The sequence below is a fragment of the Zhengella mangrovi genome (genome assembly GCF_002727065.1).
Classification (GTDB): domain Bacteria; phylum Pseudomonadota; class Alphaproteobacteria; order Rhizobiales; family Rhizobiaceae; genus Zhengella; species Zhengella mangrovi.
In genome coordinates this window covers 24,687-37,172 of the sequence record NZ_PDVP01000014.1, presented here as the reverse complement: position 1 = coordinate 37,172, position 12,486 = coordinate 24,687, and the positions used below count along the sequence as shown (strand labels likewise).

At 68.0% G+C, this 12,486-nt stretch carries 15 protein-coding genes; 7 read left to right on the top strand and 8 right to left on the bottom strand.

Features of this window, described 5'->3' with window-relative positions:
* Window positions 1–2 precede the first annotated feature (2 nt).
* Window positions 3–545 carry a hypoxanthine phosphoribosyltransferase gene (gene hpt, locus CSC94_RS18295; RefSeq protein ID WP_099307815.1) on the bottom strand — a complete coding sequence of 181 codons (543 nt, stop codon included), beginning with the start codon at window positions 543–545 and terminating at the stop codon, window positions 3–5.
* The gene (locus tag CSC94_RS18290) at window positions 545–1,198 is read right to left on the bottom strand and encodes a hypothetical protein (protein ID WP_099307814.1); all 654 of its coding nucleotides are present in this window, start codon (window positions 1,196–1,198) and stop codon (window positions 545–547) included. The genes hpt and CSC94_RS18290 overlap by 1 nt, the downstream gene beginning before the upstream one ends.
* 193 nt (window positions 1,199–1,391) lie before the next feature.
* Between CSC94_RS18290 and ftsE the strand changes: the two genes are divergently transcribed.
* The 4 genes from ftsE (at window position 1,392) to CSC94_RS18270 (ending at window position 5,039) form a co-directional block, all read left to right on the top strand.
* Window positions 1,392–2,051 (top strand): cell division ATP-binding protein FtsE, encoded by a 660-nt coding sequence (gene ftsE / locus CSC94_RS18285; RefSeq protein WP_099307911.1) that lies wholly within the window; start codon window positions 1,392–1,394, stop codon window positions 2,049–2,051.
* A 94-nt stretch (window positions 2,052–2,145) separates the two neighbouring features.
* Window positions 2,146–3,099, top strand: coding sequence for a cell division protein FtsX (locus CSC94_RS18280; RefSeq protein ID WP_099307910.1), 954 nt, complete (start codon window positions 2,146–2,148; stop codon window positions 3,097–3,099).
* A gap of 89 nt (window positions 3,100–3,188) precedes the next feature.
* Complete coding sequence (locus CSC94_RS18275; RefSeq protein ID WP_245408408.1) at window positions 3,189–3,902, top strand: YdcF family protein; 714 nt, start codon at window positions 3,189–3,191, stop codon at window positions 3,900–3,902.
* 333 nt (window positions 3,903–4,235) lie between these two features.
* Entirely contained in the window at window positions 4,236–5,039 is an 804-nt protein-coding gene (locus tag CSC94_RS18270) for a lysophospholipid acyltransferase family protein (protein WP_099307813.1), read from the top strand.
* An 8-nt stretch (window positions 5,040–5,047) separates the two neighbouring features.
* Here the strand turns inward: CSC94_RS18270 and CSC94_RS18265 are convergent, their stop codons facing one another.
* Window positions 5,048–5,587, bottom strand: coding sequence for a gamma-glutamylcyclotransferase (locus CSC94_RS18265; protein ID WP_245408407.1), 540 nt, complete (start codon window positions 5,585–5,587; stop codon window positions 5,048–5,050).
* Between the two features lie 41 nt (window positions 5,588–5,628).
* Between CSC94_RS18265 and CSC94_RS18260 the strand changes: the two genes are divergently transcribed.
* Entirely contained in the window at window positions 5,629–6,630 is a 1,002-nt protein-coding gene (locus CSC94_RS18260) for a DUF2125 domain-containing protein (RefSeq protein WP_099307812.1), read from the top strand.
* A gap of 9 nt (window positions 6,631–6,639) precedes the next feature.
* Here CSC94_RS18260 and CSC94_RS18255 read toward each other — a convergent pair whose 3' ends face one another.
* The 3 genes from CSC94_RS18255 to CSC94_RS18245 all read right to left on the bottom strand — a co-directional run bounded on the left by CSC94_RS18255 (window position 6,640) and on the right by CSC94_RS18245 (window position 9,595).
* Window positions 6,640–7,560, bottom strand: a complete 921-nt coding sequence (locus CSC94_RS18255; RefSeq protein WP_099307907.1) for a prephenate/arogenate dehydrogenase family protein — start codon at window positions 7,558–7,560, stop codon at window positions 6,640–6,642.
* Between the two features lie 43 nt (window positions 7,561–7,603).
* Entirely contained in the window at window positions 7,604–8,716 is a 1,113-nt protein-coding gene (hisC, locus tag CSC94_RS18250; protein WP_099307811.1) for a histidinol-phosphate transaminase, read from the bottom strand.
* Window positions 8,717–8,827: 111 nt separating this feature from the next.
* The gene (locus tag CSC94_RS18245) at window positions 8,828–9,595 is read right to left on the bottom strand and encodes a class I SAM-dependent methyltransferase (RefSeq protein ID WP_245408406.1); all 768 of its coding nucleotides are present in this window, start codon (window positions 9,593–9,595) and stop codon (window positions 8,828–8,830) included.
* A 72-nt stretch (window positions 9,596–9,667) separates the two neighbouring features.
* Between CSC94_RS18245 and gloB the strand changes: the two genes are divergently transcribed.
* Together gloB and CSC94_RS18235 are read left to right on the top strand one after the other, a co-directional pair.
* The gene (gene gloB / locus CSC94_RS18240; protein WP_099307809.1) at window positions 9,668–10,438 is read left to right on the top strand and encodes a hydroxyacylglutathione hydrolase; all 771 of its coding nucleotides are present in this window, start codon (window positions 9,668–9,670) and stop codon (window positions 10,436–10,438) included.
* A gap of 4 nt (window positions 10,439–10,442) precedes the next feature.
* Window positions 10,443–10,892 carry a cupin domain-containing protein gene (locus tag CSC94_RS18235; RefSeq protein ID WP_099307808.1) on the top strand — a complete coding sequence of 150 codons (450 nt, stop codon included), beginning with the start codon at window positions 10,443–10,445 and terminating at the stop codon, window positions 10,890–10,892.
* Here the strand turns inward: CSC94_RS18235 and CSC94_RS18230 are convergent.
* Both CSC94_RS18230 and yddG read right to left on the bottom strand, forming a co-directional pair.
* Window positions 10,884–11,570, bottom strand: a complete 687-nt coding sequence (locus CSC94_RS18230; protein WP_099307807.1) for a lysoplasmalogenase family protein — start codon at window positions 11,568–11,570, stop codon at window positions 10,884–10,886. The two genes, CSC94_RS18235 and CSC94_RS18230, sit on opposite strands and share 9 nt — an antisense overlap.
* On the bottom strand, window positions 11,567–12,460 hold the full coding sequence (gene yddG, locus CSC94_RS18225; RefSeq protein ID WP_099307806.1) for an aromatic amino acid exporter YddG: 894 nt from the start codon (window positions 12,458–12,460) through the stop codon (window positions 11,567–11,569). The genes CSC94_RS18230 and yddG overlap by 4 nt, the downstream gene beginning before the upstream one ends.
* Window positions 12,461–12,486 lie beyond the last annotated feature (26 nt).

The following is a 12,486-nucleotide window of genomic DNA, read 5'->3' as shown; positions in this document are numbered from 1 at the left end:
CCTCAAGCCTCATCCTTGATGAACCCGACATAGGGCAGTTCGCGGAACGCGTGACCGGCATCCATGCCATAGCCGACCACGAAATAGTCGGGGCAGTCAAACCCCGTGAAATCGGCATCGATCTCGCTGGTCCGGCGCATGCGCTTGTCGAGCAGAACGGCGATGGAAACAGACCGCGCCCCGCGCGACAGCATCAGCTCGCGGACGAATTTCAGCGTCTTGCCCGATTCCAGGATGTCGTCGATGACGAGGATGTCGCGCCCGGTGACGTCGTTGTCGATGTCGCGCAGCACCTTGACCTCGCCGCTGGTGCGCCCGGCCCCGTAGGAGGAGATCATGATGAATTCCACCTCCGGCGCCACCCCGACATCATGCATGGCCCGGATCAGGTCGGCCGCGAAGATGAACGAGCCCTTGAGCACGGAAATGACGAGCAGGTCGTTGAAGTCGCGCTCGGCGATCTCCTTGGCCAGTTCGAGGTTGCGCCGGGCGATGGTGGACGCGCTGAACAGCACTTCGATCTGTTTGCCCCTGACCGTCTGCATTAGCCGCTCCCCGCGTTTGCCAGGCGCACAGACACCCGGTCAACGCCTACATTAGGCGCTGCGACATGGCCGGAAAAGAGGTGGCTTGCGCCCGGTCCGAGGCCGTTCCGGCTTGTCCCCAGCTTGTACCGTGTGGTCGATCCGTCCCGCCCGTGCACCGAGACCACCAGGGTCGGCAATTGCGCCGTTCCGCTGCCGCGGTTTTCCACGCGCGTATCCACCCGCACCAGCGATTGCCCGTCGCGCGTCTCCAGGCGCGACGTCACGTCGGCGATCACGAGGTCGGGCGCGGAAGATGGGCCGATGAACAGCGCATGACCGCCATTGACCCAGAACGCGGCGCCGGCACAGACGAAACCGGCCGTTTTCAGCCAGCGGCCGGCCCAGTGCTCCCGCGTGGCGCCGTCTTCGGCGCCCGCCGGCTGCGCGCGCAGCATCGCCAGGCCGTCTGCGCCGGCCGCCAGAACCCCGGTGTCAGGCGGCTGGCGCCACGCCCGGCTGCCGTGGGCCTGCGTGTCCGTATCCGGCGTCACGGCTTCGAAGCCGACGACCTCGGCATCGTCCCGCAGGCCGGCGGCCCCGGGAGCGCCCGCCGGGTCCCGCATGTCGATGATCTCGCCGTCCAGCGGCTGGGGGCCGGTCTGCGTCGCCATGGTTCGCCTGATTCGTCGTTCCCTCATGTGTGGCGTGGCCCGCGTCAAGAAATGGTTAACGCTTCCTCAAAACCGCCACCGGGCGAGAGGATTCTTGACCCCTCGTGCCCGGGACAGCTAACCAAGACGAACGACTGATTTGCCCGGCACCGGGTATGGCGTCCGCGGCGCCGCAGGCGAAGGATTGAACGGCGTGATCCGTTTCGAGAATGTTGGCCTCAGATATGGCATGGGACCGGAGATCCTTCGCGACATCTCCTTTCAGTTGCCGGAGCGCTCCTTCCAGTTCCTGACCGGGCCGTCGGGCGCCGGAAAGACCACCCTGCTGCGCCTGTTGTTCATGTCGCTCAAGCCGACGCGCGGGCTGATCACGGTCTTCGGCAAGGACCGCACCCAGATCACCCGGGCCGAACTGCCGCACCTGCGGCGGCGCATCGGCGTCGTCTTCCAGGATTTCCGGCTCCTCGACCACATGACCACGTGGGAAAACGTTGCCTTGCCGCTGCGCATCCGCGGCCGCGAGGAATCCGGCTACCGCAACGACGTCACCGAGCTGCTCAAGTGGGTCGGCCTCGGCGACCGCATGCATGTCCTCCCCCCGGTCCTCTCCGGCGGCGAGAAGCAGCGTGCCGCCATCGCCCGCGCCCTGATCGAGCAGCCCGAGATTCTGCTCGCCGACGAACCGACGGGCAACGTCGACCCGCCCCTGGCGCGACGCCTGCTCCGCCTTTTCATCGAACTGAACCGGTCCGGAACCGCCGTCCTCATCGCCACCCACGACCTGTCGCTGATGAACCAGGTCGATGCCCGGCGCATGATCCTCTCCGACGGGAGGCTGGATATCTATGACTAGGCCGCCGCAGGCAGCACCGGGCACGAAGGCGCCGAAGGACGGCGGCAAGGCCAGCCGGGTCGGCGAGACGCCGCGCCTGCCGAAACTCCCCGACATGCCGGTCCGGGCCATTCCGCGCATCCTCAACACCCGCGCGCGCAGGCCCACGCCCATCGTCCCGTCCGGCAACGTCGCCGGCCGGGCGCTGATCTTCGTCATCGCCATCATGACCTTCCTGTCCTGCCTGACGCTCGGCGCCGTCACGCTGGTCCGCGACACCGCCTCGACCTGGCAAAGCCAGATCGCCCGCGAGGCGACGATCCAGATCCGCCCGGAGGACGGCTTCGACATGGACGCGGCGCTGGCCAAGGCGGCCGCCATCGCCGAAGGGTTCGACGGCGTCAGGTCGGCCGAGATCGTCGACCGGGAAGCCACCGCCCGCCTGCTCGAGCCCTGGCTCGGCAGCGGCCTCGACATCGATGAACTGCCGGTGCCACGCCTCGTCGTGGTCACCATCAACGAACGCAATCCGCCCGATTTCAACGCCATGCGCCAGGCCCTGACCGGCGCGGTGGAGCACCTGTCCCTCGACGATCACCGCGCCTGGGTCGACCGCCTGGTCTCCATGGCGCGCACGACGGTCGCCATCGGCATGGCCGTTCTCGCCCTCATGCTGGCGGCCACCGTTCTGACCGTGGTCTTCGCCACCCGTGGCGCCATGGCCGGCAATGCCCATATCATCGAGGTGCTCCATTTCGTCGGCGCCGAGGGCAAGTTCATCGCGGTGGAGTTCCGCAGCCATTTCCTCTCCGTCGGCATGAAGGGCGCGGCCATCGGCGGGGCGCTTGCGGTTCTCGTCTTCCTGCTGATCTCCTGGTGGACGGCGAGCAACCTGGCCACGCCGCAGGCCGACCAGGCCACGGCCCTGTTCGGCACCTTCGGCATCGGCATTCCGGGCTATCTGGGCGTCATCGCAGTCGTGATCCTGATCTCCCTTCTCACCGCGCTGACAACCCATTTCACCGTCCTGTCCCATCTCAATGACCTCGACGCCACCAGCAGCGGCTGACCTCCCGCGCGGGCAGCGAACCGCCGGAGCGGCCGGATTGTCCGCATTTTTGGCTATTCAATGCCGCAATTGCCATGTAACGAAATTGCATGAACGCGAATGCCAACGATGATTGCGCCGGGGCTGCCATGCCGGCAGCGATGGCGGAGAAGACGGAGGGGCCGACCGTGATCCGCCGGCTCCGCCGTGCCTGGCGCTACACGTTTCTCGGCATTCTCGTCATCGCCGCGGTCTTCGTCGCCGGCTTCACCTTTTTCGCCGACTCCGTCAGCCGCATGGCGCCGCCCGGGGCGATTGCCGATGCCGACGCGATCATCGTGCTCACCGGCGGCTATCATCGCCTCGACACCGCCATCGACCTGCTCGAGAACGGCCACGGCAAGCGCCTGCTGATTTCAGGCGTCAATCCCGTCACCACCCGCACCAGCCTGCGCAAGGCGACCGGCGCGCGCAGCGCCCTGTTCAACTGCTGCATCGACATCGACATCGAGGCGCTGGACACCATCGGCAATGCGACGGAGAGCGCCAAGTGGCTCAAGCGCAACGGCTACAGAAGCGTCATCCTGGTGACGAACAACTACCACATGCCGCGCTCGATGATGGAACTGAAGCGGACGGCCGGCGACATTGCCATCACACCCTGGCCGGTGGTCAACACGCCCATGGATGACGGCCGCTGGATGGTGAAACCGGCCGCGCTGCGCGTGCTGCTGACGGAATATACCAAGTATGTGGCCGCGATGGCGCGCGGCGTCTTCCCGGGCGACCAGGAATCCGAATCCCTGCGAGCCTCGGTGCACTAGCATTTTGCAGGCGGATGAAATCATCCGCCGTCGCACAAATGCGAAACAAGGAACCGTTCTGCAGGCGGATGAAATCATCCGCCGTCGCACAAATGCGAAACAAGGAACCGTTTTGCAGGCGGATGAAATCATCCGCCGTCGCACAAATGCGAAACAAGGAACCGTTCTGCAGGCGGGTCGGGCGATCCGCCGCCGCAACGGCGATTTCAGACCGTCCGCCGCCCCGGTCAGGCAGGGCAAACCTGCGCCACCGCCATCGCCTGCCCGGCATTGGCCTTTCGCGCGCCATCGTGTAATCCGGTCGGCAGCACATCATACTGGTCCGGACGCTTCATGATCCTCCTGCGCTCCCTGCTGTTCAACGCGGCTTTCTACGTGGCGACCATCGTCCAGATGATCGTCTACACGCCTTTCTACTTCGTCGCGCCACGAAAGAAGTCCTGGTGGGTCCCCAAGACCTGGGCGAGGGTGAACCTGTGGTTGCTCCACTGGATCGGAGGCGTGAAATCGGAAGTCACCGGCCAGGAGAACCTGCCCGATGGCGGCTATATCATCGCGCCGAAGCACCAGTCCGTCTGGGACACCATCGCCTTCCTGCCGTGGATTCCCGATGCCCTCTACATCCTCAAGCGGGAACTGATGTGGATACCGCTGTTCGGCTGGTACGTGGCCAAGATGCGCATGATCCCGATCGATCGCGGCAAACGGTCGGTCGCGCTGAAGAAGGCTGTTCGCGAAGCCCGGGAGAAAATGGCCGAGGGGCGGCAACTGATCATCTACCCGGAAGGCACGCGGCGTCCGCCCGGCGCCGAACCGGCCTACAAGTACGGCATCGTCGAGCTCTATTCGCAGTTGAACGTGCCGGTGGTCCCGGTCGCCCATGTCGCCGGCCTCTATTGGCCGCGCCGCAAGATGCTGCGCTATCCCGGCACCATCCGGGCCCGTTTCCTGCCGCCGATCCCGGCCGGGCTCCCGCGCGAGGAATTCCAGGCGCGCCTGCAGTCGGAGATCGAGGCAGCCTGCGACGCCTATCTCGTCGAGGCGGCCACCGGCGCCAACCCGCCGCCCATGCCGGAGACGGCCATACGGCGCCTCGAGGAACTCGGCATCGATACCGCCGGCCTTCCGCGGCGCTGATGCCCCGGTCAGCGCTGATGCATGTGGTGGGCGACCGCCTCCAGCCAGCGGTCGCGGATCCCCATCTGGCGCAGGTGCTCCACCGTGTTGGCGACATATTCCTCGTTCGGGCCGGACTGCCCCCGCGCCCCGGCCACGTGGCGGGCCGCCTCGTCGACGCCCAGGCGTCCGGCATATTGCCGGTGGTGCTGGTCGACGACATAGCCCAGCGCCGGAACCCGCCGGCCATCGTCGAGCGAGATGCTGAGCCAGCGCTCGCGGTAGACATGCGTCACCAGTTCGCGCTCCCGCAGGTAGGTGATCACCCCGTCGCGATGGACGCCCGCCACCTGGAACGCCACGCCGACGCACGACCCGCCTTTGTCGAGGCCGAGCACGAGGCCCGGCCGCTGTTCGGTGCCGCGATGCACGTAGGACCGCACGCACAGTGCCCGCCGGAAGCCATGAAGGTGCGCGCGCCGGCTCTCGATGAAATCGAACCCGGGCCGCCACATCAGCGAACCGTAGCCGAAGACCCAAAAATCGCCCATATCGGCGTTCGTGTTCATGCGAAACGTTCCATGACTGAAATGAAAGGCCGCCCGTCGCGATGACCCGAACCGACAAGCCCGCTCCCCGCTACGCACGCCGCTTTATCTGGCTCGCCGTGTCCATCGTCGCGGCCATCGCGCTCTACACGGCCGGCTGGTTCTATATCGCCGGTCGCCTCGAAGAGCAAACCCGCCTCGCCCTCGCCCGCCAGGCCGAGCGCGGCGTCGAGGCCGAATGCGCCAGCCCGGAAGCCCGCGGCTATCCGTTCCGCATCGGCCTGTTCTGCGATGCCACGGGATGGCGCCGCCCCGAAGGCGGCATCGCGGTGAAGGCCGGGGCCCTGCGGACCGCCGCGCAGGTCTACGCGCCGAGCCACGTCGTCGGCGAGATCGACGGCCCGGCCGAGATCGACCTGCCCGGCCTCCTGCCGCTGGCGGCCGACTGGGAAAACCTCCAGGCCAGCGTACGCGCGAGCCGGCCCGTGCCGGCGCGCGTCTCGCTGGAGGCGCGCAAGGCACGCCTGGCTGTCCGCTCCGGCGAACAGCCGCCAATCGGCACGGCCGAGGATGTCCAGCTTCACATGCGCACCAACCAGGGTGCGCTCGACATCGCAGCGGCACTGACCGGCGTGCAGGTCGACAAGGCGCTGACCAGCGGCCAGGACCTGCCGCCCCTCGCCCTGACGGCCGATCTGGGCATGCGCGACGGCGCCTTCTGGCTGGCCAGCGGCAACCGGTCGCTGCGCGGCACGGAGGGCACGCTGCGCGATCTCTCGCTGGCGATCGGCGAGACCTCCGGCATGCGCATCACCGGCCCCTACAGCGTCGACACGCAGGGGCGTCTCAGCGGCGATTTCTCGCTGACCCTGCGCAACCCGTCCGCGCTGGCGTCGCTGGCGAAGAAGTTCTACCCGCAACAGGCCAGGACGGTCGATACCGTGCTGACGGCGGTCACCGTTGCCGGAGGCAGTGCAGAAGGCCCGACCCTGCCGGTCAGCGTCAAGGATGGCGTGCCGACGATTGGCTTCATCCGGCTGAACCCGCTGCCGCCGCTGCCCTGACCGGAGACGTCAGCCCTTCGGGGCGTGATCCGCGTGACGCCCGAAATCCGGTTCCGCGGTATCCTGGCCGGCCTCGATGATCGAGCGGCGGATCGCCCGCGTGCGGGTGAAGAGGTCGAACAGCTTGTCGCCGTCGCCCCAGCGCACCGCCCGCTGCAGCGCCGAGAGGTCCTCGGAAAACCGCGCCAGCATTTCCAGGATCGCATCCCTGTTGTGCAGGCAGACGTCGCGCCACATCGTCGGATCGGACGCCGCAAGGCGCGTGAAGTCGCGGAAGCCGGAGGCCGAATACTTGATGACTTCCGACTTGGTCACCGTTTCCAGGTCGTCCGCCGTGCCGACGATGTTGTAGGCGATGATGTGCGGCAGGTGCGAGACGATGGCCAGCACCCGGTCGTGGTGGTCTGCATCCATGACGTCGACGCGCGAACCACAGGCTTCCCAGAAGGCGCGCAGCCGGTCGGCCGCAGCCTCGTCCGTGCCGTCCACCGGGGTGAGAATGCACCAGCGCCCCTCGAACAGGTCGGCAAAGCCGGCGTCGGGGCCGGAACGCTCCGTACCGGCGATCGGGTGACCGGGAATGAAATGCACGCCCTGCGGCACGTGCGGCGCCATCTGGTCGATGACCGAGCGCTTGGTGGAGCCGACGTCGGTGAGGATCGCGCCCGGCTTCAGCGCCCCGGCGATGGCCTTGGCAACCGAACCCGACGCGCCGACGGGAACCGAGACGATGACGAGATCGGCATCGCGCACCGCCGTGGCCGCGTCGGCCTCGTAGCGGTCGCCCAGCCCCAGCTCTTCGGCGCGCTTCAGCGTGTCGGCGCTGCGCGTCGACACGACGGTTTCGCCGGCCAGCCCCTCCCGCCGGATGACGTGGGCGAGCGACGAGCCGATCAGGCCAATGCCGATGAGGGCGATGCGCGCGAACATCGGTTCGCCGCCCGCCGCCGCGGAACTGCTGTCAGCCAAGGGATTATCCTTTCAGGAACGCCTTCAGCGCCGCGATGACGCCTTCGTTGGCCTCCGCCGTGCCGATGCTCATCCGCAATGCGTTCGGGAAACCGTAACCGGTCACGCGGCGCAGCACGTAGCCGCGGGCGCAGAGGAAGGCATCCGCCGCTTCCGCCGTGTGCTCCGGATCGTTCTCCGGGAAATGCACCAGCACGAAATTGCCGACCGACGGCGTCACCCGCAGGCCGAGCCCGGTGAAGGCCTCGGTCAGCTTCGCCAGCCACTCGTCGTTGTGCGACACCGCCGCCTCGATGAAGCCGCGATCGCGGATCGCCGCAGCACCGGCCTTGATCGCCAGTGCGTTGACGTTGAACGGCCCGCGCACCCGGTTGATGGCATCGCAGATATGCGCCGGCGCATACATCCAGCCGATCCGCAGGCCCGCGAGCCCGTAGATCTTGGAGAAGGTGCGCGTCATCACCGTGTTGTCGTTGTTGGCCACCAGTTCCATGCCGGCCTCGTAATCGTTCCGGCGCACATATTCCGCGTAGGCCGCATCCAGCACCAGCAGCACGTGGGACGGCAGCGAGGCGCGCAGCCGCTTGACGTCCTCGTAGGGAATGTAGGTGCCGGTCGGATTGTTCGGGTTCGCCAGGAACACGACCTTGGTGCGCTCCGTCACGCAGGCCAGGATGGCGTCGACGTCGGCCGTCTCGTCCTTCTCGGCAGCCACGACGGGCGTCGCGCCGTTGGCGAGGATCTGGATGCGGTAGACCAGGAAACCGTGCTCGGTATAGATCGCCTCGTCGCCTTCGCCGAGATAGACGTGGGCCAGCAGGCCGAGCAGTTCGTCGGAACCGTTGGAGCAGACGATGTTGGCCGGGTTCAGGCCGTGCACTTCGGCGATGGCGTGGCGCAGGTCCTCCGACTGTCCGTCCGGGTAGATTTCCAGCTTCGCAAGCGTCGCCTCGATGGCCGCGCGCACCTTCGGCGAGCAGCCCAGCGGCGTTTCGTTGGACGAGAGCTTGTAGACCTTGTCGACGCCATGCACGGTTTCGCGTCCGGGCACATAGGCGGCAATGTCCATCACGCCGGGATTGGGCTCGGGACGGGTGGGATTGGCTCTCTTTTCCATGGCGGGGGTCCGTTGATGAAAGGAAGGCCGCCCTTCGAGACGGCCGCGAGCCGACATACAGGCGATGAGGCGAAATGTCGAGGTGGCGCGGCGCATCGCGCGCCGCCGGCATCATGCCTCCCTGGTCCGCGAGACGGCCTGCGGCGCCAGCACCGGCACGAAGACGCGGCGCGAGGCGCGCTGTGCCACGGGGCGGCCCTGGTAGAGCCGCTTCTGTGCCTCGACCACGAGGACGCCGGCGAACACCGGCCAGAAGCGCCGGCCCGCCTGTTCCAGCGTCGGCGCGGCCTTGATCAGCCAGCGTTTGCGCAAGGGTGGGAAGAACAGGGCATCGGCAAAGGCGCCGGGCGTGAAATTGGCATCCCGCAGCAGCGTCGTCACCTGTCCGCGCGAGAACGGCCGCCCGGAACCGAACGGCGTGTGCTCGAACCGCGCCCAGACGCCGCGACGGTTCGGAACGACCACGATCAGCCGTCCGCCGGGCGACAGGACGCGCCAGGCTTCCGTCAGCGTTTCGCGCGGGTTTTCCGAGTGCTCCAGCAGGTGCACCATGACCAGCCGGTCGATGGAGCTGTCCGGCAGCGGCAGTTCCTCGTCGAAGACCAGTGCGGCAGCGCTTGGCCCTTCCGGCGGCCAGCTGACAGCGCCCTGCCCCGCCGGCATGAAGGCGAAGGTCCGTTCGGTATCGGGCGAGAACCGGTCCAGCCAGGGCAGCGGGTAGCCAAGGCCGACGAGCCGCTCGTTGGCCAGCGGCTGCCAGACCGCCGTCAGCGCCCGGGCGATCGACCGTTCGGCCAACCGTCCGAGTTCGGACGCATAAAAGGTTCGCAAATCGACGATGTCGCCATACATGGGCGGGACGGTAGCACGCGCAGACACCAGCGCAACCACCCCGACCAAGTGACATTGCGCCGCGCGTCCAATAGGGTCTGGACGAAACGAGGGAGACGATTGATGCCATTGCAGATCGAACAGTTCATGTGCCGCTCCGACAATTTCTGCGTCCTGGTGCACGACCCGGAAACGGGCAGCACGGTGGCCATCGATGCGCCCGAGAACGGCCCGATCCGTGACCGCCTCGCCGCCCGGGGCTGGACCTTGACGCATATCTTCATCACCCATCACCACGGCGATCACGTCGAGGCGGTCGCGCCGCTGAAGGCTGCCTATGGCTGCGAGGTGGTCGGGCCCGCGGCCGAGGCCGGGCGCATCGACGGGCTGGACCGGCTGGTTGGCGACGGCGACCGCTTCGACTGGGCCGGCCACCGCGTCGAGGTGATCTCCACGCCGGGCCATACCGCCGGCCATGTCTGCTACCATCTGCCGGACGATCACGTGGTCTTCACCGCCGACACGCTGTTCGCGCTCGGCTGCGGCCGCCTGTTTGAGCGCGGCCCGCAGGAGATGTTCACGTCGCTGTCGAAGCTCGCGGCCCTGCCGCCGGAGACCGCGGTCTACTGCGGCCACGAATACACCCTGGCCAACGCGCGTTTCGCCGTCACCGTGGACCCCGACAACAGCGCGCTCGCGGCACGGCTGAAGGAGATCGAGGTCCTGCGCGGCGAAGACAAGCCGACCCTGCCGACCACCATCGGCCGGGAACTGGAGACCAATCCCTTCCTGCGCTGGGGCGACCCGGCGATCCGCGCCCATCTCGGCATGAGCGGCGCCGAGGACTGGGAAGTGCTCGCCGAGATCCGCAAGCGCAAGGACAATTTCTGACGCCATGGCCGGGGATGACAACACTGTCCTGACGCCGGAGGCGATCCGCGAGACGCTGGCGATGCGGCGTCATCCCGAAGGCGGCTGGTACGTCGAGACCTTTCGCGACGGCAGCGGTGGCGGCGAGCGCGGTCATTCCACCGCGATCCTCTACCTGCTGGAAGCCGGCGAGCGCTCGCACTGGCACCGCGTCTCCGACGCCGCCGAGATCTGGCACTGGCATGCCGGCGCGCCGCTGCGGCTGGACCGGTCCGGCGACGGCCGGTCCGTGTCGAGCGTCGTGCTCGGCATGGACCTCGCCGCCGGCCAGCGCCCGCAGGCTGTCGTCCCGCCCAACGGATGGCAGTCGGCGCAGAGCCTCGGCGCCTGGACACTGGTCGGCTGCACGGTGGCGCCCGGCTTCCTGTTCGACCGTTTCGAGATGGCGCCGCCGGGCTGGCAGCCGTCAGGTTAGCGCGACCAGGAAGGCCGCCTGCGCCAGGTAATAGGTCGACCAGACGAAAAGATGCGCAGCGCCCTGGCGCGGATCGCCCTCGCGCATGAGGAAACGCTCGATGGCGAGCACCGAATCCGAGGCCACGAACAATAGCGCGCCGGCCACGACGCCGAGCGGCTGGAACAGGAAGGCCGTGGCCGCCATCGCCACGATGGCCGCGATGTAGATGGCGACGGGCACCCGCATCCCGCCATCCAGCGCCGGCATCAGCCGCGCGCCGAGGAACAGCGTCCAGCCGGCGGCCAGCGCGATCAGCGCGTAGGCGGCCGCGGCGGGCAGCATCACCACCGGCAGGGCCGAAGCCGCGGCCGGATCGTGCGTCGCGAACAGCCAGACGAAGACGAGATGGGCCGCCAGGAACGACGCCAGGCCGGCCATGAACGAACGGTCGTCGTGATGGGCCAGGAAGAAATCGCCCAGCGCCGACAGGGCCAGTCCCGCCGCCAGCGCCCATGGCCCTCCGGCGTGGGATGCGATCAGCGCCAGCAGCGCGGTCGACAGCGTCTTGGATGCCGTGCGCCGCCACGAGACCGGCTGGCCGAGCATCAGGGCATAGAGGACCGCGGCAATCGCCGACAGCAGCAGCAGGCCGTTGCCCGTTTCGTGAATCCCACCGGGGAACGGCAGCAGCGTCATGGCACGGTCTCGGCCACCGGGGGCTTGCCGCGACCCGCCAGCATAGGCCAGGCGGCCAGCACCGCGCCGCCGGTGATCAGCAGGCAGGCGGCCAGCACGATGGCCGTCGGCTCGGCAAACCCGGCGCCGATCAGCACCAGCGTGGAGAGCAGCGGCGCGCCGTAGCTCGACGCGCCCAGCACCTGGATGTTGCCGTGCTTGACGCCGTGGTCCCAGAAATAGAAGGCTGCGCCCACCGGTCCGAGGCCGAGGCCGAGAACGGCCAGCCATTGCGTCGGCGTGGCCGGCCACACCGTCTGCTCGAGCGCCAGGTGGCAGGCGAGCGCAAGCACGGCCGTGGCCGCGCAGAACCCGGTCACCGCGTCGGTCGGCACGTTCGCCAGGCGCCGCGACAGCAGCGAATAGCCCGACCACAGGAAGGCGCAGACGAAGGCCATGGCGTAGCCGAAGCCGTAGGCGGGATCGAAATCGAGCCCCTTGCCCTTGGTCACGATCAGGCCGGTGCCGACAAGCCCCATCAGCGTCCCGATGACGTGATGGATCCGCAGCCGCTCGCCCGGCATCAGCGCCGAACCGGCGACGATGAACAGCGGCCACAGGTAGGCGATCAGGCTCGCATCGACCGCCGGCGCATTCCTCAGCGCCGAGAAATAGAAGAAGTGGTAGCCGAACAGACCGATCACGCCCACCGCCCAGGCCTTCGGCTCCACCCGCAGGGCCGACAGCGACTTGCCGCGCAGCACCAGCGCCACAAGGCCGACCGCCGTTCCGGCCGCGAAGCTCATCGCGGCCAGCTGGAAGGGCGGCACCGCGCCCGAGGCATCGGTGAACAGCGCCAGCAGCGCCCACAGGACGACGGCAAGAAATCCGATGAAAGTGGCGCGCGCCATGCGTCCGGTCCCCCTGTCGGGGAAAG

What these genes read in the sequence shown, in the direction of transcription:
- hpt (WP_099307815.1), bottom strand. Translation starts at nt 545, where the DNA reads ATGCAGACGGTCAGGGGCAAACAGATCGAAGTGCTGTTCAGCGCGTCC.
- CSC94_RS18290 (WP_099307814.1), bottom strand. Translation starts at nt 1,198, where the DNA reads ATGGCGACGCAGACCGGCCCCCAGCCGCTGGACGGCGAGATCATCGAC.
- CSC94_RS18280 (WP_099307910.1), top strand. Translation starts at nt 2,146, where the DNA reads ATGCCGGTCCGGGCCATTCCGCGCATCCTCAACACCCGCGCGCGCAGG.
- CSC94_RS18275 (WP_245408408.1), top strand. Translation starts at nt 3,189, where the DNA reads ATGAACGCGAATGCCAACGATGATTGCGCCGGGGCTGCCATGCCGGCA.
- CSC94_RS18270 (WP_099307813.1), top strand. Translation starts at nt 4,236, where the DNA reads ATGATCCTCCTGCGCTCCCTGCTGTTCAACGCGGCTTTCTACGTGGCG.
- CSC94_RS18265 (WP_245408407.1), bottom strand. Translation starts at nt 5,587, where the DNA reads ATGAACACGAACGCCGATATGGGCGATTTTTGGGTCTTCGGCTACGGT.
- CSC94_RS18260 (WP_099307812.1), top strand. Translation starts at nt 5,629, where the DNA reads ATGACCCGAACCGACAAGCCCGCTCCCCGCTACGCACGCCGCTTTATC.
- CSC94_RS18255 (WP_099307907.1), bottom strand. Translation starts at nt 7,560, where the DNA reads ATGTTCGCGCGCATCGCCCTCATCGGCATTGGCCTGATCGGCTCGTCG.
- hisC (WP_099307811.1), bottom strand. Translation starts at nt 8,716, where the DNA reads ATGGAAAAGAGAGCCAATCCCACCCGTCCCGAGCCCAATCCCGGCGTG.
- CSC94_RS18235 (WP_099307808.1), top strand. Translation starts at nt 10,443, where the DNA reads ATGGCCGGGGATGACAACACTGTCCTGACGCCGGAGGCGATCCGCGAG.
- CSC94_RS18230 (WP_099307807.1), bottom strand. Translation starts at nt 11,570, where the DNA reads ATGACGCTGCTGCCGTTCCCCGGTGGGATTCACGAAACGGGCAACGGC.
- yddG (WP_099307806.1), bottom strand. Translation starts at nt 12,460, where the DNA reads ATGGCGCGCGCCACTTTCATCGGATTTCTTGCCGTCGTCCTGTGGGCG.